Raw genomic sequence first — 24292 nt, 5'->3', positions numbered from 1 at the left:
CCTCACGAAGGCGGGAGCCCTCCCTTGTGGACCCTGGGCCTGCTTCTCGAAAAGAGATACCGCCGACGCATTGAATACAGTATATTCAGATTAAACATTTTTCCTGATTGCCAGAACGGTCCCGCGCTCCATGAAGATCAAAAACATTGGCATCGCTGTCGGCGCCGCTCTGCTCGCGTTCACCGCGCTCGGGGCCCCCACCGCCGACGCGCGCAGCACGTACTTCCATACCGAGGTCCATCCTCCTCACTGGCTGCCATGGACCACCGATGGCGCGCCCGCGATCGAGAGCGGCCCCGCATTCCTGACGCACGGCCTGCGCTGCAGCGGCCGCTACTGCGACAACGTGAGCCTGCTCAGCGTGGAGTCCGGACATACGCAGACGAACAGCTGGTGGACGGACTTCTTCTCCGAAGAGGGCACGCACGAGCAGGTGTGCGGCAACAACGGCTTCGTGACGGGCATCCGCTGCGCCGGCGACTACTGCGACAGCATCTCCCTGCGGTGCTCCCAGCTCGACAACGGCGGCGTGCGCTCGAATTGCTACTGGACGGAGTCCGTCTCCGAGGAGAGCGGCGGAACGTTCGTGGCCCCGGAGTCCATGTACCTCGCGGGAGCCCGATGCTGGGGCCGCTACTGCGACAACAAGCAGCTCTATCTCTGCCAGGCGGACAACGGCGGGCCCTCTTTCGATCTGAGCGCGATGGCGAACCGGTACGCGCCCCGCCTCCGCTTCGACCAGGAGACCACCACGGGCTCCGGCGAGCAGAGCAAGTGCTTCCCGAGCGACGCGGCCACGTACTTCGCGCAACGCGCGCAGGGCGCCTCTCCCGTCTCGCTCTGCAACAAGGACTACTCGACGATTCGCGACAACCGGGTCCCGGCCTACTACATCGCGACCCAGGTCGGGACGAACACGGTGCTCATCCGCTACTGGTACTTCTATGCGTGGCAGAGCACGTGCTTCGCCAGCGAGGGCTCGCACGCCGCGGACTGGGAGTCGATGGCGGTCCTGGTCGTCGATGGGCGATTGAGCCGGGTCGCCTTCTACCAGCACGGCGGATGGTACAGCCGGGAAGCCGGTTCGTTCGAGACCGTGGATGGAACGCACCCCATCGGCTACGTCGGGAAGAACGCCCACGGCACCTACCACGACTCCGGGGGCTCGGGCGGCTGCCTCTACTTCGAGGACTTTCGCAATCCCGGCGGCAATGACTACCACATGGATACGTGGAACAACCTGGTGCCGCTCACCCGGGGTGCCAGCTCGCCCGCGTGGATGAACTGCACGGGCTCGGGCTGCTTCGATGGGATTGGCCATCCGATCGAACAAACGGGTGACCTGCGTTCCATGCGCGGCTGCGCGAAGGACGGCTGCGGCCGGACCTCCGTCGGTGAGAACATCCCCTTCCAGAATGATCCGACGGGCGCGGACCATACGGCCATCTACGTCCAGCACAGTGGAAAGGTGCTCGACGTCCCCGGGGCGAGCACCAGCGATGGCGTGAAGCTCACCCAGTTCTCGAACCTGGGCGTGGACAACCAGCGATGGATGCTCGAGTCGACGGGAGACGGGTACTTCACGGTGCGCGCACGCCACAGCGGGAAGTGCATGGACGTGCCCGGAGCTTCCACGGCGGCCAACACGAACGTGGTCCAGTACACCTGCGGCGGCAACGACAACCAACGCTTCCGCCTGCTCCCCTACGACAACGGGCACTTCGCGCTCCAGGCGAAGCACAGCTCCCAATGTCTGGACATCGCGGGCGGCTCCATGGACGACGGCGGGTTCCTGATCCAATGGCCGTGCAGCTGGACGACGAACGAGAGCTTCCGCTTCGCGCCGTGACGCATTCTCATTGGAGAGATCCGCCGTGAACGACTCCAAGATGGGCAGCGAGGTGGAAGAAAGTCAGGCCGACGCCTCGCGCTGGTTCCTCGGTACCGAGCTGGGTGAACGCATCCGGATGCTGCGCCACGACGGTGGGACGGCGGCCATCGATGGTGAGCTGGCCCGGCGGCGCGTCGAACGCTGGCGCAACCAGGAGCCCCTGTGCCGGAACGGACTGTGGGAGCGCCGGCTCGCCGCGGGTGGAATCACCGAGGAGGAGCTTCGTACCGTGCTCGGTACGCCGCCCGAGGCCTTGCGGCGCGCCATGGGGTCCGCCCCCTCCTGGGCCCAGGAAATAGAGCAGGCCTACGCGGCCCCCATCGCCGAGCCCTTCGCCTGGCCCGAGCGGGAACAGCAACCAGAGCGTTCCCCCTTCCTCGTGCTCGTCGAGCCCCTGGTGCGCAGGAGCCATGAACGGCTCCTCGCGGGGATCCGGGAGCTCGTGGCCTCGTTCCCCGAAGCGCCCTTCGAGACCCGGACCACCGCCGAGGCCCTGCTCGGCCATCTCCCGGCGGCCCTGGGCACCCTGCTGAGCCGCGTCCTCGTCGTGGAGCTCCACGCGGCGGGCCTCGAGGGACGGCTCGCGGGCGACACGCCCCAGCAGCGCTTCCAGGACTTCGTCCGCGGCCTGCGCCACCGCGAAGCCGCGCTCTCCATCCTGCGCCACTACCCCGTCCTCGCGCGGCGGCTCGTGGAACAGCTCGCCAATTGGGAGCGGGCCGCACTGGAGATGCTGCGCCACCTGGCTCTCGACGCACGGGACATCCGCGGCCACTTCACGGGCGCGGCGCGGATGGACAGGCTGGTCGAAGCCGAGGGCGGCATCTCGGACTCCCACCGGGGCGGGCGGAGCGTCTTCCTCCTGCACTTCGCGTCGGGCTTCCGGCTCGTCTACAAGCCCCGTTCCCTCGCCGTCGAGGCCGCCTTCCAACGGCTGCTCTCCTGGCTCGACGGCCGGGGCTTCGACCCGCCCCTCCGGACTCTCGAGGTGCTCGATCGCGGCGACCATGGCTGGGTGGAGTTCGTGAACGCCGCGCCCTGCTCCTCGCGCGAGGAGGTGCGCCGCTTCTACCTCCGCCAGGGCGGCTACACCGCCCTGCTCTACCTGCTCGATGCCACCGACTTCCATCACGAGAACCTGATCGCCTCCGGGGAGCATCCCGTCCTGGTGGATCTCGAGACGCTCTTCCACCCCTCCGTCCGCGGGCGCGAGCTGCGCGGCGTCGAGCGTCTCCCGGGTGCGCCGCTCGGCGAATCGGTGCTCAAGAGCGGCCTGCTGCCCCAGCGCACCTGGGGCACCCGGGACAACCCCGGGGTGGACATCAGCGGTCTCGGCTCGCGTCCCGGGCAGCTCACCCCGCAGGCCTTCCTCATGCCCGTGGAGCGTGGGACGGACCGCATGCGCTTCGAACGCCGGCAGGTGGAGATCTCCGGCTCCAACAACCGTCCGCGGCTGGAGGACGCGGAGGTCCACCTGCTCGACTACGCCGGTGAGCTCTCCGAGGGCTTCTCCCGCATGTGCCTCCTGCTCCAGCAGCAGCGCGAGGCGTTGCTGGCCGGGGACGGTCCGCTCGCCGCGTTCTCCGAGGCCACGGTGCGCGTCATCTTCCGCCACACGGCGGGCTACGGCACCCTGCTGCTCGAGGGCCTCCATCCCCATGCGCTCGGCGATGCCCTGGAGCGGCAGCGCTTCCTCGACAACCTCTGGAAGGGCGTCGACGAGCGCCCGTTCCTGGAACGGCTCGTCCCCATCGAACTGGAGGATCTCTACCGGGGAGACATTCCCCTGTTCACCACCCGGGCCGGCTCGCGTCACCTGTGGACCAGCTCGGGCCAGCGCCTCGACGACTTCTTCGAGGACACCGGCCTCCAGCGGGTCCAACGCCGTCTGGCGAACCTGTCCTCCTGGGATGTCGAGCGCCAGCGGTGGATCCTCCACCGCACACTGGACGTCATCCGCCTGGCGGAGCCCGGGGGCGAGCGTCCCTCCTACCGCGTCGAGGAGCCCGACGCGCCCGCGCGGCGCGAGGAGTTGCTGGCGGCGGCCCGGCGCATCGGCGAGCGGCTCGTCGGGCTGTCCCTCTCCGGACCGGAGGAGGCCCACTGGCTGACGCTCGAGTACGCGGATCCCGGCGGGTGGAGGCTCGCACCGGCCGGCCCCGACCTCTACCAGGGGCTCGCGGGGATCTCCTTGTCCCTCGGATATCTGGGCGCCGTCACGGGCGAGGCGTCCTTCACCCGCACGGCCCGCCTGGCCCTGCGCGCCCAGGCCCTGCAGATAGAGCAGGATGCCTCGCAGGTGCGGGGGCTCGGCATCCTCAATGGCTGGGGCGGCGTCCTCTACGGCCTCACCCACCTCGGGGTGCTGTGGGGGGACGCGCGGCTGCTCGACCAGGCCGAGCGTTACCTGGAGAAGCTTCCCCCGTTGATCGCCGGAGACGACATCCTGGATGTCGGCATCGGCTCGGCGGGATGCCTCATCGCGCTGCTGGCGCTCGCCGAATACCGGCCCTCGGAGCTCCTGTGGCGAACGGCACGGGCCTGTGGAGAGCGCCTGCTCGACTCCGCCCAGCGGCAGACACGGGGCATGGGGTGGTTGATTCCCCTGGCGGGCCATCGTGCCCTCGCTGGAATGTCCCACGGCGCGGCGGGAATCGCCCTGGCCCTGCTCCGGCTCGCGGCGGCCACGGGCGACGAGCGCTTCCACCGGATGGCGCTCGAGGGTCTCGAGTTCGAGCGGGGACTGTTCTCCTCCTCGGAGCGCAACTGGCCGGACCTGCGCGCGGGTGCCGCGGAGGAGGCGGGCCCTCACGGGGGTGGAACCCACTTCATGACGGCGTGGTGCCATGGCGCACCCGGTATCGGGCTGGCCCGGCTCGCGGGACTGCCCCAGCTCGACGACGCCCAGGTGCGTGAGGAGCTCGCCGTGGCCACCGCCACCACACTCGAGCGGAGCTTCGGACAGAATCACAGCCTGTGCCACGGAGACCTGGGCAACCTCGACTTCCTCCTGGAGGCGGCGAGAAGCCTCCGGGACGAGTCGCTGGAGCGACGGGTCTACCGGCTGGCCCGGGGCATCCTGCGCGGCATGGACGAGCAGGGATACCTGTTCGGGCTGCAACGCAACCAGGAGACCCCCGGCCTGCTGGTGGGGCTCGCGGGCATCGGTTTCGGACTGGCACGGCTGGCCGCGCCGGAGCGCGTGCCCTCGGTGCTCGCGCTCGCCCCCGCCAGAAGGAATCCTTGAGCTGTCCCCGCCTCCCTGCGGGGCATTCCCGAAGCCGAGGGTTGGCGTCTTCGGGAACTACCACCCCCAACCCTCAACAGAGGAGCACCCCCATGAGCATGTCCAACAAGGAGCACATCCTCCGCGCCTGGCGCGATGCCGAGTACTTCAACAGCCTGTCCGCCGAGGAGCGCGCCGCGCTGCCCTCCAACCCGGCCGCGCTGCTCGAGCTGGACGAGAGTGCCCTGAGCAACGTGAGCGGTGGCGGCATCACGGGCGAGCCCACCTCGGCGTACTGCACGCCGTGTCCGCCGAAGTACTGCTACTGATTCCCGGTCCCTGACGGGACCCCTGGGGAATCGCCTCTCGACGGCGGTTCCCCTTTTTTATCGCTCCACGCCTACCTCGCTGGGGATGGAGACGAGCAGGCCCCCCCGTGCCCGTCCGCGAGGCTCGCGGGTGCCGGGCTCGAAACATCCAGTCACCAAGGCTGCCAGGAGACCTCCCCGGTGGCGGACGCCGGTGCGAGACCCAACCTTGAGCACAGGGTGCGACTCGTCATCCGCCGTGAGGCCAGCCGCGCAACCCACCAGTCCGATGGAGCAGCCCTCGCATGAGCAGCGATCCTTCCGCCAATCTCTTCGCCCGGGGTGGCGAGATGAGCTCGCTCCTCCAGAACCTGGAATGGGCGCGGACGACGCTCGGTCCCGAGCACCAATGGCCGCCGCTCCTCCGCACCGCCGTCAGCATCTGCCTCAGCCAACGCTTCCCCACCCTCGTCTTGTGGGGGCCGGAGTTCGTACTGGTCTACAACCATGGGTACACCTCCATTCTGGGAATGAAGCACCCCTCGGCGATGGGCAAACCCTTTCGCGAGGTCTGGCCGGAGGTCTGGAGTAATCTGGAACCCCTGCTCAAGGGGGTGGTCTCCACGGGAGTCGCATCGTGGTCGGAGGACCTGCCGCTCCAGCTCCATCGCAGAGGGTTCCAGGAGGAGACCTATTTCACCTTCTCGTTCGCCCCCCTGAGTGACGACGAGGGGAAGATCCGCGGAATCTTCTGCTCGGGAAACGAGACCACGGAACACGTCATCACCGAGCGCCGGCTGCGGACCTTGCGTGAGCTGGGAGAAGCCGCTCTGGGCGCGAAGACCGTGGAGGAAGCATGTGCCGCGAGCGCCCGCTCGATGAGCAACAACACCGCGGACATCACGTTCTCGGCGCTCTATCTGACGGCGGAGGAGTCGACACACGCGCGGCTCGTGAGTACCTCGGGACTCCAGGAGGGCCAGTCCCTGAGCCCCGCCGAGATTTCGTTGAGCGACGAGAACGCACTCTGGCCCCTGGCGAAGGTCGCGCGAAGTTGCTCCACGGAGCTCGTCACGGAGTTGCCGCGGCAGCTCGGCGCCCTGCCAGGAGGTGTCTGGCCCGAGCCCACACGGACCGTGCTGGTGTTGCCCATTTCCCGCGGGGAGCAGAAGTGCCCCCATGGCTTTCTCGTCGCGGGCACGAGTCCACGCCGGCCCCTCGACGCGCGCTACCGGACCTTCTTCGAGCTGGCCGCGGGGCAGATCGCCGTCGCGGTGGCGAGTGCCCGCTCCTACGAGGAGGAACGCCGGCGCGCCGAGACCTTGATGGAGCTGGATCGGGCCAAGACGACCTTCTTCAGCAATGTGTCACATGAGCTCCGAACCCCCCTGACCCTGATGCTCGGGCCGCTCAAGGACGCGCGAGCATCCCCGGAGAAGGCGCTCCGAGGTGAGGCCCTCGAGGTCGTCATTCGCAACGGTGAGCGCCTGCTGCGGCTCGTGAACAACTTCCTCGACTTCTCGCGCATCGAGGCGGGACGCGCCGATGCTCACTACGCGCCCACCGCGCTCGACACCCTGACAGCGGAGTTGGCCAGCAGCTTCCGGTCCGCCACGGACCGCGCCGGGCTGGGTCTCGTCGTGGACTGCCCGCCCCTGTCCGAGCCGCTCTACGTCGACCGGGACATGTGGGAAATGATCGTCCTCAACCTGGTGTCGAATGCCTTCAAGTACACCTTCGAGGGCGGCGTCACCGTGCGGCTGCGTGAGACGGCGCGGCACGCCGTCCTCGAGGTGGAGGACACGGGGACGGGCATTCCAGCCAACGAGCTGCCCCACCTCTTCGAGCGGTTCCACCGCGTGCGAGGAGCACGCTCCCGCTCCTTCGAGGGGAGCGGCATCGGGCTGGCCCTCGTGAAGGAGCTGGTCAAGCTCCACGGAGGGACCATCGCGGTCGAGAGTCAGGTGGGCCGGGGCTCCCGGTTCACGGTGTCCATCCCGCGTGGTTCGGCGCATCTCCCGAAGGAGAAGCTCCAGGAGAAGCCGCTGGCTTCCACCGCGACAGGCGCCGGGAGCCACGTTCAGGAGGCGCTCCGGTGGTTGCCCGAAGGCGAGAAGGAAGAGCCTCTCCGCGCGTCCCAGACCCCAGGCCCCTCCCCCCCCAGGGTGGAAAACCCCTCCGGCCTGGTGCTCATCGTCGACGACAACGCGGACATGCGCGACTACCTGCGGCGTGTCCTCGCTCCCCATTTCCAGACCCAGAGGGCGGCGGACGGACTCGCCGCGCTCGAGGCCGCGCGCGAGCAACGCCCGGACGTCATCGTCACCGACGTGATGATGCCGGGCCTGGACGGGCTGGGGCTGGTCCAACGGCTCCGCACGGAACCGGACCTGCGCGCCATCCCCATCATCCTGCTGTCCGCCCAGGCGGGTCCCGAAGCCGCCGTGGGCGGGCTCGATGCGGGAGCGGATGACTACCTCTCGAAGCCGTTCTCCGCCCGGGAGCTGGTCGCGCGAGTACGCTCCAACCTCGAGCTCTCGAAGATGCGCCGGGAGCTCTTCCGCCGCGAGGCGCTCGAGGCCAACCTCCGGGAAGCCATTCAGGCCCGGGACGAATTCCTCTCCGTGGCCAGCCACGAGCTGAAGACACCCCTGACCCGCTTCCGCCTCCAATTGGAGCTCGTGGGGCGAGGCTTGAGCGAGGAGAGCCGGGCGCGCGTCGGAGCGCGGCTCGAGACGGCCGGCCGGACCGTGCAGAGCCTGGCCTCGCTGGTCGAGACGCTCCTGGATGTGTCGAGGATCAACACCGGCCAGCTCCACCTGTACCTGCGCGAAGTGGATTTGAGGGAGCTCGTGACCGAGGCGGTCGAGGCCATGAGGGACGAGGCTGCACGAGCTGGCAGCCCCCTCACCTTCCAGGGGAATACCGCCATCGTGGCGAGGTGCGACCCTTCGTATATCAGCCAGGTCATCAGGAACCTGCTGTCCAATGCGGTGAAGTTCGGACCAGGCAGGCCCGTGGAGGTGAGCCTCGGAGTGCAGGGAGGCACCGCCAGGGTAACAGTGGCGGACCATGGCATCGGCATCGCTCCGCAAGACCGCGCCCGCATCTTCGAGCGGTTCGAGCGCGCTGTCTCCTCACGCCATTACGGCGGGTTCGGCCTGGGGTTGTGGATCGCCCGGCAGGTGGTGGAGGCACACTCCGGGCACATCCGGGTCCTCCCCACCCCCGGTGGAGGCGCCACCTTCACCCTGGAGTTGCCACTCGCCGCCGCCACGGCGCGACCGGAGAGCCGGGCTCCGTAGTCGGGGCGACATTACTACCGGAGTGCATCAGCGCTCCCGTGGGAGGGGAACGTGACGCCGTCGAAGCGCTCGATCCGGGCTGGATCTTCCTGGCCCCTCAGTTCGAGCGTGAAGGTGCCCCGTGCCTCGCTCTCCGCCGCCTCCACCTCCACCACGACCTGGCGCTTCTGCCCCGGAGGAATGGACTCCCATGGCCAGACACCGAGCGCCTTCAATTCCTTGCGCTTGGGGCCCACCAGCGCCGCACCGGCGGGCGTCCAGGGCGTCTTGCCGGTGTTTGCCAATTCCTGTTTCACGGCCAGCCGCACCATGCCGGTTTTCTCGCCCTCGTGGTAGGTGTCGGAGCGGTAACTGCTCGCGTACGCGCTGGTGACGGTGTTGCCTGGACGCGAGGTGACGCCGACGCCTAGATCTCTATAGGCAACGCCCCCTTCGCCCATGCGTCCCTGGGCGATGAGGCCCGTGAGTCCCACCTGCCCGCCGCACTCAGCCTGGAGGCGAGCCATGCCCTCCCGGCACTGTCGAGCTTCCGCCCGTGCCTGCTGCTCGCCCTTCCGGTAGGAGGCCAGTGTGCGCGGGTGGCGTGTCACCTCCACCTGCCGTTCGGCCTCGGAGGGGTGCACCACCAGTTGGAAGGTGACGCTCGCCGGGGCCGCACCGTCCTGGAAGTGGACTGTTACCGGAACACGCTCCCCATCGCGAAGCGCCTCCGTGGGGACGAGAGTGACGCCGAGTTCCCCCTCTATCACCCGGAACCGCTCCCGAGAGGCCAGTTCCACACGCGCCAGCTTCGAGTCGAAGAACAGGCTGGTGGACAGTTCCGGGTGGATGCACACCTCCAGGCGACTGTCTGGAGCATCCGCTTGCATCTCGATGTTGCGCGTGCCCGTCTCACAGTCGGGGAGCGGGGTTCTTGTGGCGGCCTCAGCGGGGACGGTGAGCAGGACGAACCCCAGGACGGCGGCGGAGGACAGGGCGAACACGGTGCGGGGAACCTCCAGGGATGTGGATGAGACCGGAAAAGTGGGCCTCTACCACACCTCCCGCCCGGTAGTGCACGGCGGCCGCTATCGACAGATACTCCGTCGGTCTATTCGAAGTGGTCCACGACCTCCACCTCCGCGATGGGACTGACCAGTATGTTCTCCGGCGTGCTGCCGGGGTAGATGCGCGTGCCGGGCTCGCCGCGGTAGCCCAGTCGTAGGCAGACCTCGTAGGTCTCCCCGGTGGGCGTGCGGGCCTCGGTGAAGAGGCCGTACACGCGATTCTCTCCGAAGTAGAGGCGCCCGTAGAGGACGGTCATGTGCGGCAGCTTTTCCCCCCAGAGACCGATCACTCGAAACGGGGTGTCCTCGCGCACGGGAATGGCTCTGCCCCGCACATCGGAAAAGTCACCGCTGGTGGCATCTCCGATGTCGAGGCCGAGCGTACGGGTCATGGTCTCCACGGCACCGGCAGGGCACTCCTGGGGTGGAGGCATCGGGCGCACCGGCGGCACCTGCTGCTGCGCACCGAGACAGGCCTGCAGGGCGGCTCCCGTCAGACCCAGACACACGTTGCGCGCCACGGCCCCCGCGCTGGACTGCGTTTCACGCTGAGGGCCGTTCGTCCTCTGCTTCTGCTGCTTCTTCACGGGAGCTGTGTCCTTTCCGGACGCCGCGGGCGAAGCGGCGGCCGCGAGGGGAGGCTCCACCGGCGGCGGAGTCGCGGCCCGTGCAGATTCCGGCGGTGACTCCGAGGGCGCCACTTCCTGGCCAACACCGGCCTTCCGCGTTGGAGACCCGGCGGGCGACGCGATGGGTGAGAAGCCGGCGAGCCATGCGCCGCCCAGCATCATCAACCCCAAGCCCACACCCGCCCAGGGAGCCACACGCCGCACGCGTGCCCACCGTTTGTCCTTGCCGGCCGCACGCGCCCCACCGCGCAGTGGCACCTTCCAGGACTCGTCCGGCCAGGCCCTCAGTGTCTCCAATGCAGTGCACAACGCCACCGCGCCCGGGTAGCGATCCTCGGGCTTCTTCTCCAGAAGCCGCAGGCACACCGCTTCCACGGCCAGGGGGACGCGCGGGTTGACGAGGTGCGGCGGCAGCGGCGCCTGGTGCAACACGGCCTCCACGTCCACGCCTCCGCGCTCGCCCAGCAGGAAGGGGTCTCTCCCCGTCAGCAGCCGGTAGAAGACGACTCCCAGCGCGTACAGGTCATCTCCCACCCCGGCCCGGTAGTGCGCCCCCTGCACGTCCTGGTTCTCCCGGCCGAAGCGCCACGCCTCGGGGCTGCGGTAGCGGGGCGTGCCCGGGGGAAACAGTCCCTCGGTGAGGGTGGGCGCCCCCTCGTAGTAGCCCACCCCGAAGTCCACCAGCACCGCCTGCCCGTCACTCTTGCGCACCAGGATGTTGGCCTCCTTCACGTCCCGGTGCACCACCCTGGCCTCGTGCACCACCGCCAGGGCCCGTGACACCTCCAGCACCCTGTCCACCACCTGGTGCGTGTCCACGGCGTGCTCGCGCGCCCAGACGTCCAGCCTCACTCCGTCCACCAGCTCCTGCTTCACGAAGACGAAGCGGGGGTCCTTGTCGGGCCAGCTGCCCGCGCCCAGCACCCGCGCCAGGTTGGGGTGGTGCAGGCGCGAGCCGATGAGGGCCTCGCGCCAGGCTCTATCCTCGCCCTTCTCCAGCGGAATCATCTTGAGGGCGGAGCGGTGTCCTTGGGGGCCACGCACCTGGTACACGGTGCCGAAGCCGCCCGCGCCCAGCACGGCCTCCACCACGTCACCCGCGATGAGCGTGCCGGGCGGCAGTGGCGGCATGTCGAGCGCACTCATGGCCGGAGGTCTCTGGAACAGGGGAATGCAGATGTGAGGTCATGGGACTACCTCCCAGAACCTCAACTTAGCAGGTTATGCTCGGGGAGTGCCGCTCCAGAAACACCGCCTTCGCGATACCCCTACACGTCAGAACAGCTCCGACTCCTCAGCGACTCCTGGTCATGAGCCTCGGCCTTCTGCTCTTTTCTTGGAGTACGACCCGGTCTTCGCTCCCCTCCCCTACGATCGTCCAGGAACTTTCCCACCTGAAATTCGTCATCAAGGAGACGCCGTAGTGTTCCCTGGTGTTCCTTCCCAACCCCCAATCGCGGTGGTGGAGCCATGACATCCTCCACCCTTCTTTCAGATTCATACGAGTTGGTTGGAAAGCTCTGGAGCGAGACACAGTCACCTGAACGGGCGCGCATTCTGGGGCTCGCGCGAGATGCGGTCCGCTTCGTTTTCTCTACCGGCCAACGGTATCACTTCGCGGACTTCCGCAGAGCCATCCCCTCTGGCGTTCATACGCCCTCGACAGCGTCTATCTCCCAACACCGCACAGCCGACACCGTTGAGCCACCTCGAGATGGCATCTTGAGTCTCGAAGAACGCATGAACAAAACGGTGGGCTTCTTCACGAAGCTTCGTGATGAGACCGATTCCGCCGAAGAGAAGGAGCGGCTCCAGGTCCATCTCGATGCACTCCATTTCATTGATTCGACCGGACAGCACAAAGCCTTCAGTGAGTATCTCGAGCACGTCGAGGCCGGTGCACCGCCTTATGTCATTGCCTCTTTCGATACGAGAGAGGAGGCGGAAGCCTGGCTCAGGACTCACCCCAGTCCTCCCGACTTCGCCCAGGTGCTGATTGCGAACGGCTATTACGAGGTGATCCATGACCGTGAAACGAACGCCCGTCGCCTGCCGCACAGCCGCAGTCTCGAGTACTACCTCGCGGAGTTCCAACAGGAGGAGCCGCCCATCGCCACCGCGTCTTTCGCCAGCCTCGAGGAAGCAGAAGATTGGCTGACGGCACAAGCCGAGCCAGCCAGATGGACGTGGGTGTCAGTCGCAGGTGAGATCTACCTCGCGGTGTATCATCCCAATATCGGCCACCGGGCCCTCTACCCTCTGTCCATGGTCAGGGGTTACGAGCTGCCACCCGATGCACCTCAGGGGGAGTGAGTGTTCGGTAGCTACGGTAGAGCCACATAACCAGGGCAACCCCACCTTTGGCTGACTCAATCGCGCAAGGAGTCCTCCGAAGCATTCATCCATCTGGGCATGATGCGGCTCATGCTCCGCCGCCCTGCCTGATTGTTCCTATTCAACACCCTCTCAGCTTGTCATTTTCCGGTAACAACTCCGGCACAGCGGTTTGTTCATGGTGGCTGTGAACTCCTTGCCGCAGCCATGACAGAAGCTGTCTTCGTAATCCGCGTTCTCGTACTCGGCCCACTTCTGGAAGTCGTCCCAGCAGTATGGCTTGTCTGGGTTGAGTTCGATGGCCATGGCGCACCGGATGCAGAACCCATCCATTCCAGGCGGAGAGCGAGAGCGATCCACCTGCTTGGCACTTCTGGCGGAGCGAGTGTCTCCACTGGTCTTGCCGCCAAAGCGTTTCTGGATGTCCTCGCGAGATAATATGTGCGGCTCGATCTCCTGGCTGATGAATTTCCGCACCTGGGCCACGTCCGCAGGGTCCTGCGACCAAAGCCCCACCTCGATGCTGGAGAGAAACGAGGAAGACAGCAGGTTCAACGAGGAGATGATGACCTCGGACTCCGACCAGTACAGCTTGGCATGAAGCTTCGGGAGCAAAAAGAACTTCAAGCCCCGCGCGACGAGTTCCTGAAGGTATTCACCAAAGGTCCGGGTGAAAGACTGTAGGTCGTCATCGAGCCGGAAGAACAGAGTCACAGAAACCTTGTTGTTCAACGCGGCTCGTATGGCCTGCCCGATCCGGTCCTCTCCTCCCAGCGTGACATAGGGAGAAACGAGCAACACCTGCTTACGCGCGTTCTTGATGAGCGAGACAAGCCGGCTAATGGTTTCGTCGGTGTTCAGTAGGGTCAGGTTCACGTTGTCACCATGTTCGAACATCCCTGTTTGCAATCTCAAGCACTTGAGTTTACCCCTGCACCAAGTGTCGGACGGCTCTTCGAACATGCATTGCTGCGTAGAGATTGATCGAATCTTGGCGCTCAGTCGCTCCACACAGCGCTGCGGTCGAGCCTGCCCCCTGCGGAAGGGAACCTACGCGGAGACGGTGCGCGACACCTGCTGCGGCACGCCGGGCAGCATCGGCGCCGGGTTGAGCGCGAGGATGAGCAGGCTGCGCACGGCCTCGGTGAGGTCCTCCCCCACGCTCGCCGCTCCCGCTGGAGCCCCCTGGAGCTCCGCGGGTACCGGATGGCCCACCACCACCACCGGCATCCGGATGTCCCAGGCCAGGAAGTACGCCAGCTTCACCGCCGCTTCCGACGTGTCGAACAGCAGCGCCCCTACCCCTCCCGCGCTGAAGGGCCTCCACAACGGCCTCGCCGCCTCCGCCGGTGGCAGCACGCAGAAGTCCAGGTGCAACAGCTCGTTCAGGTCCAACCGCCCCAGCGTGCCGAAGCCGCTCTTCACCGCCGTGGGCTCGGCCGCCACCGCCGCGATGTCCGGCAACTGCGACAACAACCGCCGTGCCACCGACGGGCCACTGCCGCAGACGAAGACCTTCGCCGTCGCCTCTCTCGTGGGGCCCTTGCCCCGAAGAATGCGTCCGCGCAGCGCGTGCAGCTCGGCGGGGCCCATCAGCGGTCCGCCCTCGTCCCGCTCGCCCTCCGCCATGCGGGCCACGCCCTTCTGCAGCAGCGTGTGCAGCACGCCCACCACTTCCAGGTCCGTGGCCGGCGCCAGGTCCAATACCTCGCCCAGCGCCCTCGGCTGGCGCAGCAGCTCCACCACCTGCGCCGTCACCGGGTGCTGATCCTTCGTCAGGTCCGCCTCCGGCGCGAGCACCAGCCTCGTGTTGCGCGGCGGCAGCCCCGGCAACAGCCGGTTCACCTCGTCCGCCTGCCGCATCGCCTCCAGCAGCGCGTCGTCCATCGCCCGCTGGATTCGCGCCTTCCCACTGTTTCCTCCCGGCGCGAAGGTGAACGTCCCCTCCGACCACACCAACAGCCGGAAGAGCGCCTTCTCTCCCTCGGCCCGCCCCACCCTCGCGTTCGCCGGGCGGCCCTCCACCACCACGATCTCCCCTCGCTCGTTGCCCCGCTCCAGCGTCAGCTTCCCGCTGCGCTTGTTCATCCCGAGGATCTGCATCAGATCCGGAATGCTCAGCTGGCTCAGCGAGCCTTCGATCTCCTGCGCCTCGCTCTTGAGGTCCTTCGCCGCCTCGTTGCGGCGGAAGACGTGCTCGATGCGCGAGAGCACCTCGTCGATGTTGAAGGGCTTGCGCAGGAAGCCGTCGCGCAGGCCCCGCATCCGGTCCGCCTCGAACTGGCCGGTGGACACCACCACGGGGATGTCATCCGTCCGCGGGTTCGTGCGCAGGATGTTGATGAAGGTGCGCGCGTCCAGCAGCCGGCACGCCTCGTCGAACAGGATGAGGTCCGGGTGCCGCAGCACCGACACCTCCAGCGCCCTCGAGCCGTCCGGCGCGTAGTGCACCTGGTACCCCTTGGTGCGCAGCGCCCTCGACAGCGGGCGGACCGACTCGAGGTCGGGATCGGCGATGAGGATCTTTCGAACCTGGGCCATGGGCGCTCCCTACCGGGTCAGTACGGCTGCAGGTCGTACTCGGACTGCAAGCGGGTGATGAGTCCGTCCACCACCGAGGTGTCCGACGAGTGGAATCCCCACGTCGCTCCGAGCCCCCGGCGCTGGATGAGCGCGTACGCCGCGTTCTCCGACAGCCAGAGGATGAACTCGTGCCGGCTCATGCGCTCATCTCCCTCCAGGAAGACCGGCGTGAGCGCCGGGTGCGACTCCAGGTCTCCCCGCCGCCCCAGCAGGTACACCCGCGAGGACATGTCCGCTGGCGCCGACTCCAACCCCAGCGCGATGGGCAGATCCGCGCGGATCTCCGGGCCTCCCACGTACAGCAGCCCGCGCGAGCTCGGGTCTCGCACCAGCTCGCGGGCGATCTCCGCCTGGAGCTCGTCGAAGAGCACGTCCGACACCTTCCCCCGCCGCGAGGGCTCCGCGCTCTCCTCCACCGGCAGCTTCGGGCTGGAGGCGTTGCCGAGCAGCAGGTCCACCTCGTCCCAGAAGGGCAGCGTGTCCAGCATCAGCTTGCGCTGCAGCGAGCAGCGGCGCTCCTCCATCCGGCGGCGGCAGCGGTGCACCAGCTCGTCGAAGTCCTCGCCGTCCTTGGGGAAGGTGCTCGCCCCGCCCACCAGCGCCAGCGGCAGGCGCGCCTCCACCTCCTGCGCCTCCGGCTCCGCGCGCACCGCGTCCAACGCCCGCCGCACGAACATCATCGCGCCGAAGAAGTCCGTCTCCGGCAGCAGCAGGTAGAACTCCTGGTCGCTCGCCTTGGCGATGACGTCCGAGTCCCGCACGATTCGCGAGAACGCCTTGATGATGCCGCGCACCGCCAGCTTCGCGTCCGCCATCCCCAGGCGCATCCGCACCAGCGGCAGGTTGTCCACGGAGAACGTCAGCAGCGAGAACGTCCGCCCGTAGCGCCGCGCCTTGTAGATCTCCTTGGAGGCGTAGTCCGTGAAGTAGCTGAGGTTGTAGGCGGCGGTGTCCCGGTCCCTCAGGCCCAACCGCTGCAGCGCCTGCACCCGGCGGCCGTTCTTGATGCCCACCGCCGCCGAGTCACCGAGAATCTTCGCGTAGCGCACGTGCTCGGTGCGGAAGTCCCCGGCGAGCGGGTCCGACAGCTGCGCCAGGCCCATGATCTCCCCGCTGATGACGAACGGGACGTAGAGCACCGGCGAGCGCTCGTCGCGGGCGATCCACGGCATGGCCTCGCGCAGGCGGTTGCCGAGCGGCCCATCCGGGCTCATGCGATCCGCGAGGAACTGTCTGTCCAGCAGGCCCCGGTAGGCGCGCAGGACCAGGTGCCCCCGGTCATCGGCGATCCACAACGCGGCGCTCTGGGCATCGCAAACGGAGGCGAGCTCGGCGGCCACGCGCTCCTGGAGCCACTCGAGGTCCGGCTGCGACAGGAACTCCAGGCAGCGCTGGTGGAGGTTCTGGTAGCGCGCGAACTCCAGGTTCTCGGTCTGGAGCTGGGTGCGCTCGTGGCGCAGCTGGGCGCGCTCCATGGCTCGCTCGACGGCCAGTTGCAGATCCGCCTCCTCGATGGGCTTGGTGAGACAGTCGGCCACCCCCGCGCGCAGGGCCATGGTCGAGCCCTTCACGTCCGTGCGCTGGCTGACGAGGATGACCTCCTGCTCGGGGTCGCGCTCGCGCAACTTCGTGGTGAGGGCGAAGCCGTCCATCCCGGGCATCACCACGTCGGTGATGACGAGCTCAAAGGAGGTACGCCCCACCTCCTCCAGGGCCCGGGCGGCGCTGTCCACGGTGACGACGCGGTAGCCCCTCCGGGAGAGCATGTCGGAAGCGAGCTGCCGGAAGAAGTTGTCGTCGTCGACGACGAGGATGGGGCCAGCCACGGCGGGGGACTCGACGGGTGGGAAAGGGAAAGAGGAGGTTACCGGCCCGGGAGATCCGGGACAACGCCCGTGAAGACGAAGGCGACGGGCCCCCGGAGGCGGATGTCCGACAGATCCGAGGGCACCCGGATGTGCAGGTCCCCGCCCGGCAGGCTGACCCTCGACCAGGTATCCGCCGGGAGCCGCTGGGCGAGCACCGCCGCTGTGGCCGCCGCGCAGGCCCCGGTGCCGCAGGCCTGGGTGAGGCCACAGCCCCGCTCCCACACCACGACCGTCAGGCCATCCGGGTCCACGCGGACGAACTCGACGTTGGTCCGGTCCGGAAAGCCAGGGTGCCGCTCGAGCGCGGGGCCCAGACGGCTGGCATCCTCCAAGGGCTGGTCGAGCAGGACGAGGTGAGGATTGCCCATGCTGACGGCGTAGCCGCGCAGCCCGGAGTGGCCGGGCACGGGCGCGTCGAGGAACGGCTGGCCGGTGGCTCCCGAGGGCAGGTTGGGCGCGACGAGCCGCGCGGGCCCCATGGAGATGTCCACCAGCGCCACGCCATCCGAGCCGTAGCCCGGCGAGCACACGAGCACCCCCGCCCCGGTCTCCACGTCGATGCGCTCGGGCTTCTCGCCGGAGTGGTCCACGAGGTACTTCACCGCGCACCGCAGGCCGTTGCCGCACATCTCCGCGATGCTGCCGTCGGCGTTGTGCACCACCATCCGCGCGAATCCCGTCTCCGAGGGCAGCAGGGACAGGACGCCGTCCGCGCCAATGCCCAGGCGCCGGTCGCACAGCAGCCGCGAGGCCTCCGCGTCGATGTCCACCCCGGTCTTGCGGCGGTCCAACACGATGAAGTCGTTGCCGAGGCCTTGGTACTTGAAGAAGAACTCTGCCGAAGTGCTCATGGGACCGCTTCAGCCCTGCTCGTCGGGTTTCCGGGCGGCGGGAGCCGCTTCGGGCGACGGGGGCGCTGAGGTGGGTGTGCCCGCCTTGGGGCGGCGAAGCAACTCATTCTTCACCGCGTTCAGCTCAGCGTTGGCTCGCGCATAGATGTCCTGGACCGAGTTGGAGCCCATCTTCGCGGACATGCGCCGCAGGCCCGCCAGCTCGGATTCCTTGCCTTCCAGGAGTCGCTTCTGCTCCGCGATTTGCGCGTCGCGCTCGCCCAGGGTGGCCTGCAAGGTCTCGATATCGCTCTGCAACCGCTCCACCTCCGCGGACAGCTCCAGCACGGCCTCCGAGTCCGAGGGCGGCTGGCGCGCCTGGAGTTGCTGGATCTTCTCCTTCAGCGCGGTCTTGTCGGCCTCCAGCACCTGGATGCGCGCGTTGAGCGCCTCGGCCGCCTGCGCCTGCTTCGCCTTCTCGGAGCGCTCGGTGTCGAGGAACTTCACCGCCTCGGCGGAGGCCGCCTCCAGCGCCGTTATCCGGCCCTCCAGCCGGATGCGGGCCGCGCGCGCCACCGTCAGCTCCGAGCTGAGCCGCTCGCGCTCGGATACGAGCCCCGCCTTCTCCGTCTCCAGCTTCGCGATCTGCTCCTGCACCGACTGCGTGGACGACTCGCGCTCCCGAGCCTGCCGCTCGGCCTCGCTCGCGCGGGCCTCCAGCTCCACCAGCTTCTCCCTCGTGGCCTCCAGCTCGGCCACCTGCTCCTTCGCGGCCTCCAGCTCCGCGGTGGCCTCCGCCAGACGGTTCTCGAGCTCGCTCGCCGAGCGCTCCACCGCCGAGGCCCGATCCCGCTCCACCGCCGAGGCCGCGTGGGCCCGGAGCAGCTCCGAGCGGACGTCGTCGAGCTCGGTGCGCGCGGCCTCGACCTTCTCGCGCTCCTTCTCCAGCTCGCCACGGGCGTCGTCCAGCGCGCTCCGGGCGGTCTCCAGCTCTCCCTGGGCCGTTCCCAGCGCGCTCCGGGCGGCTTCCAGCGCCGCGCGCTCCTCCGCCAGGGCCGACTCCAGCGAGGGCGCCTTGCCCGCGATGCGCCGCGCCGACTCGAGCTGCATGGTGAGCAGCTCCGTCTGCTCGTGCTCCGCGCCGAGCCGGGCCCGGACCTCGGCCACCTCCTTCTGAAGGTGCGCGATGTGCTGGTCCCTGTCCCTCAGCCCCATGTGCGCCTGTTGGAGCGCCATCGAGGCCTGCTGCGCCTGGTAACGGGCGGCATCGAGCTGCGCCACCTGGGCCCGCAGCGCCGCCAGCTCCTGTTCCTTCCTCGCGAGGTCGTCCCGGAGTCCCTCCAACTCCACCCGGACCTCCACGGCATCGCGCTTGCGGGCATCGCGCTCCGCGGTGATGGACTCCTCGCGCGCCCGGGCCTCCGTGAGCCGGGCCTCGGCCTCCGCCAGCTTCTCCTCCAGCTCGTGGGTCCGCGAGTCCAGGCCGGAGGCACGGTGGGACGAGGCCTCGTGCTCGGACCGCAGGCGCTCGAGCTCCTCCTGGAGGGACCTGGACGTGCCGCGCTCCCGCTCCAAGCCCGCCCGAAGCTCCTCGACGAGCCGCAGCTGCTCCGTCAGGTCGGTGCTCAGCTCCTCCGCCTCGCGCCGGACCGTCTCCAGCTCCGAGATCCGGGCCCGCTCGCGCTCGTCCGCGCCGGACCGGGCGGACTCCAGATCCGCGCGTGCATCGGACAGGGCTCGCTCCAGCGTCTCGCGGCCGGAGCGCTCGGACTCCAGCTCGCGCCGGGTCTCCGAGAGCGCGCTCTCCGCCTCCTCGCGCCCCTGCTTCCAGGACTCCGCCTCGGCACGTACCTGGGCCAGCAGCGGGCGCAGCTCCGCGAGCGCGATCTCCGCCTCGGTATGAGCCTCACGCTCCGATTCCAGCTCGGCGCGCACGCGGGACAACAGAGCCTCGACCTCGGCCCGCTGTTGCCGCTCGGTGTCGCGCTCCGTCCGGGCGAGCCCCAGCGACTCCTCGGTCCGCTCCCTGCCCTCGCGCTCCGACTCCAGCTCCGCACGGATGGCCGCGAGCGACTCCTCGGCCTCGGCCCGCTGTTGCCGCTCGGCCTCGAGCTCCGCGCGCACCTGTCCGGAGACTTCCTCCGACTGTCCGTGCTCCTCTCGCGCGGCGTCGAGCTCGGCGCGGACCTCGGCCAGCGAGGCTTCGAGCCCGGCCCGCTGCTCGCGCTCCGTCTCGAGCGAGGCCCGAGCGCGCGTCAGGGCCTCTTCCATCCGGGCCCGCTGCTGGCGCTCCTCCCCGAGCTCTTCCTGGAACCGCGCGCTCTCCTCGTTCGACTGGATGCGCAGCTGCCGCTCCGCGTCGAGTCCGGCCTGGAGCCTCGCGCTCGCCTCCCGGAACTCCTCCAGCCGCCGCTGCTCCGCTTCGAGCCCGGCCTGGGCCCGCGTCAGGGCCTCTTCCACCAGGGCCCGCTGCTGGCGCTCCTCCTCGAGCTCCGCCCGCGCCTGCTCGCGCGCCTCGTCGGCCTCGACCCGCGCCTGCTGCTCCACCGTGATGGAGCCCTGCGTCGCCTTCAGCGCCGCGTCCAGCCGGGAGATCGCCTCCACGTCCGAGGTCCGCACCCGCTCCAGCTCCGCGAGCGTCGCCTCGACCTCCACCACGCGCCGCCGCAGGACGCCTCGCTCATCGGCCCACGCCTGCTTCTGGGCCTGTAGGCCGGCGAGCTCGCGCGCCGCCTCCTCGCGGGCGGCCACCTCCACCCGCACCTGGTTCTCGAGTCCCTCGGCGCGGAGCTCCTGGGCCTCGCGCGCGGCCAGCTCCCGCGCGGCCTCGGCCTCGGCCCGCTCCGTCCTCGCCCGCTCCTCGGCGACCGCCTGGGACAGCCGCTCCTCCGCGAGCCGGCGCTCCTCCTCGTTCGCCGCCGACAGCTCCGCCACGGCGCGATCACTGTCCTCCAGGCGCGCCTGGAGCTCGTGCAGGGCCTGCTCGAGCTGCGCCGCCACCCCACGGGCATTGGCCTCGGCGCGCGTGCGAGACTCCACCTCGGCGGTGAGCTGCTCCATCGTGGCCCGCGCCGCCGTCAGCTCCGTGTCCAGCCCGCGCCACTCGGCCTCGCGCGCGGTGAGGGCCAGCTCCGCCTCCCTCCGGCCCGCCTCCGCGGACGACACGCGCCGGGCGCTGTCCTCCACCTCGCGCGACATGCGCGCCAGGTCCATGTCCTGCGAGCGCAGCAGCGCCTCGGCCGTCTTGCGTGCCTCCTCGACGCGGGCCACCTCCTCCTTGAGGTGCTCCACCGCCGCGAGCGCTGTCGAGTACTGCTCGGCGATGCGCAGCTCTCGCTCACGGGCCGCCTCGGCCTGCCGCCGCAGCTCCTCGGTCTGCTCCCGGGCGCGCTCGGCCGCGAGCCGATCCTTCTCGCGCTCCACCCGCAGGCCCGCCAGCTCGTCCTGCAGCTCGCGCTGGTGGGTGTACGCCTGGGTGAGGCGCTCGCGCGACTCCTCCAAGGTGGTGTTCAGCTCCTCGCGGCGGGCGCGCTCCAGCCGCAGCGCCTCCTGCGCGCCCAGGACCTGGACATCGGCCTCCTTCCGGGAGCGCTCGGCGGACTCCAGCTCCAGCCGCTGCTGGGTGAGGCGCCGGTCCGCGTCCGCCAGGCGCTCCTGCGCCACCTGCAGCTCCAGCTCGGTGCGGCGCAGGCGCGAGGACAGCTCGTCGCGCTCGCGGGCGGACTCGGGGGTGCCGCGCGCCTGCTCCAGCTGCGCGGTGAGCCGGGCCACGTCGTCGCGGGCGATCTCCAGCGCCGGCTTGAGCTGGGTCAGCTCGTTCTCGCGGTCGGTGAGCTCCGCGCGCATCCGGCCGAGGGACTCCTTGAGGCGGTTGGCGCGCTCCTCCCACCCCTTGCCGCGCAGGGCCACCTCGTCCAGCTTCCCGCGGGTGAAGGCGAGCGGCTCGGGCGGCAGTTGCACCCAGGTGGGGTCCACGACGCGGGCGGGCTCCTGGCCGGCCATCACCACGAAGTAGGCGGCCTCGCCACCGCGGATGAGGGTGCCGTCCACCTGGAGGCCATCCCCCTTCTCGAAGGCGAGCTGGTAGCCCAGCACCGGGGCCTGGGTGGCCACCTCCACGTGGGGGAAGTGCGGCGAGAGCGCGTCGAGCAGCTGCCCGTACGTGGGGGGTACGCCCTCCTCCACCTCCATGAGCTGCCAGAGGGCGAGGCCCGCGGTGTTGCGCAGGCCGCCGATGAGGAAGCCCTGACGGCTCACCAGCCGCGCCAGCTCCGCGAACAGCGCGGGGGCGCGCACGTAGGGGGCGAGGTCCGCCACGAACACCAGGTCGAAGCTGCCGGGCTCGAGGTCGTCGTAGACGTTGGCGCGGTAGCGCAGCGAGGGGCCACCATGGGCCTTCTGGGCCGCCGACACCGCCGCGAGGTCCGCGTCGCAGGCCACCACGGTGCGGGCGCCGCGCTCCAGGAGGAAGCGCGCGCTCTCACCCCCGGTGGTCGCGACGGCGTCGACCTCCAACACGCGGCGGCGCGCGAAGAGGCTCTCCGCGAAGATGTACCGGGGCAACAGCTCGCTGGTCCCCAGGCGGCGGAATGTGGGATGCATGAGGTCGGTCGTCCGAGTATAGCCCTGGGGACGGTTGTCCCAAGGAAAGCGTTGGGGCCAGGAAATCGCCCCGCCGCCCGGACGTCTGGGGAGCGAGCGACATGAATCCCATGATGAACCCGCAGCAGCAACGACCGAGCTTCGGCCGCAGGGCCACGAGCGCCTTCACCCGCCTGCTCGTCACCCTCCTCATCCTGGCCCTGGGCGGGGCCGTGGTCTTCCTCCTCTCACAGCTCAACGCCCGCACCTTCACCCTGGCCCTGGAGAACGGGCAGGTGGTGGTGATGAAAGGCCGGATGCTGCCCACCGGAGCGGTGCCCTACCGGCCGGGGGATCCGCGCCTGGCGGACGCCTACGCGCCCATCGCCGTCGAGGGACGGGACGTCTCGTCCCTGGTGGAGCAGAAGTTCACCGAGCGCGACGAGCTGGACCGGGCCCTCTTCCCGGTGCTGGAGGGGCTGGCGCGGCCGAAGGTGCAGTCGGACGATCCGGCCCTGCTGGAGAAGGGCCTGTACTACCTGCGGCGCGCGGACCTGCTCTCCGGGCTGACGCAGGAGCAGCGTCACTCGCTGGAGACGATGAAGGCGGATGTGGCCTTCTTCCAGGCGAGGCAGAAGTTGGAGGAGGCGCGCCGGGACGTGGCGGAGGCGCTGGCGCAGCTGAAGCTGGCGGCGGAGAGCCGGAACCGGAACACGCAGCGGGCCAACCAGCTGCTCACCACGGTGGGACCGGCGGCCCAGGCGCTGGACAAGGCCCTGCGGGCCGTGGATGGCAGCCTGGGCGAGACGCCCATCCCCCCACCGGCTCCCGAGGGACAGCAGGCGGCGCAACCCCAGGCACCCGGGACACAGCCGGCGCCGGCGGCACCGCGGCAGGAGCAGGGGGTACAGACCACCGACAGCCAGACGCAGCAGCGCCCCGAGGGGACGGGCACGGCACGCTGAATCCGCTCCCCGGTGCGGTATACCTGCGGCCCCCACGAGGAGACGCCGCATGACGATGACCCCGGTCCCCCCCGAGATGAAGAGACTCGAGCCCTTCGAGATGGCCCTGCGGGAGACGGGCATGGGCTACCCGGAGGTCACCGAGGACTTCCCCTGGGGGCACCGGACGCTCAAGGTGAAGGGCAAGGCCTTCGTCTTCCTGACGCTCACGGCCGAGGGACTGTCGCTCTCCGTCAAGCTGCCGCAGTCGAACAGCGCGGCGCTGATGATGCCCTTCGCGACGCCGACCGGGTACGGGCTCGGCAAGAGCGGCTGGGTGTCCGCCCTGTTCGGCGCGCGCGACACGCCCCCGCTCGAGCTGCTGCGCCAGTGGCTCGCCGAGAGCTACCGCGCCGTGGCCCCGAAGAAGCTCGCGGCGCTGCTCGAGGGTGGGCAGGAGGCTGCTCCCGGCAAGACCAAGAGCGCGCCGGCCCGGAAGTCCACGCCGGCCGCCACGAAGAAGCCCGCCACGAAGAAGACGGCGGCGAAGAAGGCTCCCGCCCGCTCGCGCTCCACTTCCACCGCCGCGAAGAAGACCTCCTCGCGCTCGCGAAGCTGAGACCTACCGGGCCGCGGGGGAGCCATTGATGTAGTCGACTACATCGAAGGTAGTCAAAGGTAAGACACCAAATATAGTCGACTCCATCAAAAGCGCATTTCCTGGCCCCTCACCCCCTGCCGCATGGG

General features: G+C 69.2%; 14 protein-coding genes. 7 read left to right on the top strand and 7 right to left on the bottom strand.

Features of this window, described 5'->3' with window-relative positions:
* The first annotated feature begins 130 nt into the window (after nucleotides 1-130).
* The 4 genes from NR810_RS31370 to NR810_RS31355 all read left to right on the top strand — a co-directional run bounded on the left by NR810_RS31370 (nucleotide 131) and on the right by NR810_RS31355 (nucleotide 8730).
* A complete protein-coding gene (locus NR810_RS31370; protein WP_257458076.1) occupies nucleotides 131-1849 on the top strand; it encodes an RICIN domain-containing protein in 1719 nt (572 codons plus the stop codon).
* 25 nt (nucleotides 1850-1874) lie between these two features.
* Nucleotides 1875-5138: a type 2 lanthipeptide synthetase LanM family protein gene (locus NR810_RS31365; RefSeq protein WP_257458075.1), complete on the top strand. Its 3264-nt coding sequence runs from the start codon at nucleotides 1875-1877 to the stop codon at nucleotides 5136-5138.
* A gap of 98 nt (nucleotides 5139-5236) precedes the next feature.
* Nucleotides 5237-5446, top strand: a complete 210-nt coding sequence (locus NR810_RS31360) for a mersacidin/lichenicidin family type 2 lantibiotic (protein ID WP_257458106.1) — start codon at nucleotides 5237-5239, stop codon at nucleotides 5444-5446.
* A gap of 284 nt (nucleotides 5447-5730) precedes the next feature.
* Nucleotides 5731-8730 carry an ATP-binding protein gene (locus NR810_RS31355; RefSeq protein ID WP_257458074.1) on the top strand — a complete coding sequence of 1000 codons (3000 nt, stop codon included), beginning with the start codon at nucleotides 5731-5733 and terminating at the stop codon, nucleotides 8728-8730.
* Nucleotides 8731-8744: 14 nt separating this feature from the next.
* Here NR810_RS31355 and NR810_RS31350 read toward each other — a convergent pair whose 3' ends face one another.
* A complete protein-coding gene (locus NR810_RS31350) occupies nucleotides 8745-9713 on the bottom strand; it encodes a DUF2381 family protein (RefSeq protein ID WP_257458073.1) in 969 nt (322 codons plus the stop codon).
* A 107-nt stretch (nucleotides 9714-9820) separates the two neighbouring features.
* The gene (locus NR810_RS31345; RefSeq protein ID WP_257458072.1) at nucleotides 9821-11551 is read right to left on the bottom strand and encodes a serine/threonine protein kinase; all 1731 of its coding nucleotides are present in this window, start codon (nucleotides 11549-11551) and stop codon (nucleotides 9821-9823) included.
* Nucleotides 11552-12145: 594 nt separating this feature from the next.
* Here NR810_RS31345 and NR810_RS31340 point away from each other — a divergent pair.
* A complete protein-coding gene (locus tag NR810_RS31340; protein ID WP_257458071.1) occupies nucleotides 12146-12718 on the top strand; it encodes a hypothetical protein in 573 nt (190 codons plus the stop codon).
* 153 nt (nucleotides 12719-12871) lie between these two features.
* Here NR810_RS31340 and NR810_RS31335 read toward each other — a convergent pair whose 3' ends face one another.
* The 5 genes from NR810_RS31335 to NR810_RS52250 form a co-directional block, all read right to left on the bottom strand.
* A complete protein-coding gene (locus tag NR810_RS31335) occupies nucleotides 12872-13615 on the bottom strand; it encodes a phospholipase D-like domain-containing protein (protein WP_257458070.1) in 744 nt (247 codons plus the stop codon).
* A gap of 174 nt (nucleotides 13616-13789) precedes the next feature.
* On the bottom strand, nucleotides 13790-15280 hold the full coding sequence (locus tag NR810_RS31330; RefSeq protein ID WP_257458069.1) for a DUF4388 domain-containing protein: 1491 nt from the start codon (nucleotides 15278-15280) through the stop codon (nucleotides 13790-13792).
* A gap of 17 nt (nucleotides 15281-15297) precedes the next feature.
* Nucleotides 15298-17148 carry a response regulator gene (locus tag NR810_RS31325; RefSeq protein ID WP_257458068.1) on the bottom strand — a complete coding sequence of 617 codons (1851 nt, stop codon included), beginning with the start codon at nucleotides 17146-17148 and terminating at the stop codon, nucleotides 15298-15300.
* A 38-nt stretch (nucleotides 17149-17186) separates the two neighbouring features.
* Complete coding sequence (gene dapF / locus NR810_RS31320) at nucleotides 17187-18041, bottom strand: diaminopimelate epimerase (protein WP_257458067.1); 855 nt, start codon at nucleotides 18039-18041, stop codon at nucleotides 17187-17189.
* 9 nt (nucleotides 18042-18050) lie between these two features.
* Nucleotides 18051-22622 carry a methyltransferase domain-containing protein gene (locus NR810_RS52250; protein ID WP_306818654.1) on the bottom strand — a complete coding sequence of 1524 codons (4572 nt, stop codon included), beginning with the start codon at nucleotides 22620-22622 and terminating at the stop codon, nucleotides 18051-18053.
* 101 nt (nucleotides 22623-22723) lie between these two features.
* On the opposite strand from NR810_RS52250, the gene NR810_RS31310 reads away from it, so the two are divergent.
* Together NR810_RS31310 and NR810_RS31305 are read left to right on the top strand one after the other, a co-directional pair.
* A complete protein-coding gene (locus NR810_RS31310; RefSeq protein WP_407653853.1) occupies nucleotides 22724-23566 on the top strand; it encodes an IF-2 protein in 843 nt (280 codons plus the stop codon).
* Between the two features lie 49 nt (nucleotides 23567-23615).
* The gene (locus NR810_RS31305) at nucleotides 23616-24164 is read left to right on the top strand and encodes an MmcQ/YjbR family DNA-binding protein (protein ID WP_257458066.1); all 549 of its coding nucleotides are present in this window, start codon (nucleotides 23616-23618) and stop codon (nucleotides 24162-24164) included.
* Nucleotides 24165-24292 lie beyond the last annotated feature (128 nt).

The organism is Archangium lipolyticum (genome assembly GCF_024623785.1).
GTDB classification, from domain to species: domain Bacteria; phylum Myxococcota; class Myxococcia; order Myxococcales; family Myxococcaceae; genus Archangium; species Archangium lipolyticum.
Note: the sequence above shows the minus strand (reverse complement) of the source record. Positions and strands in the feature narration are given on the sequence as shown.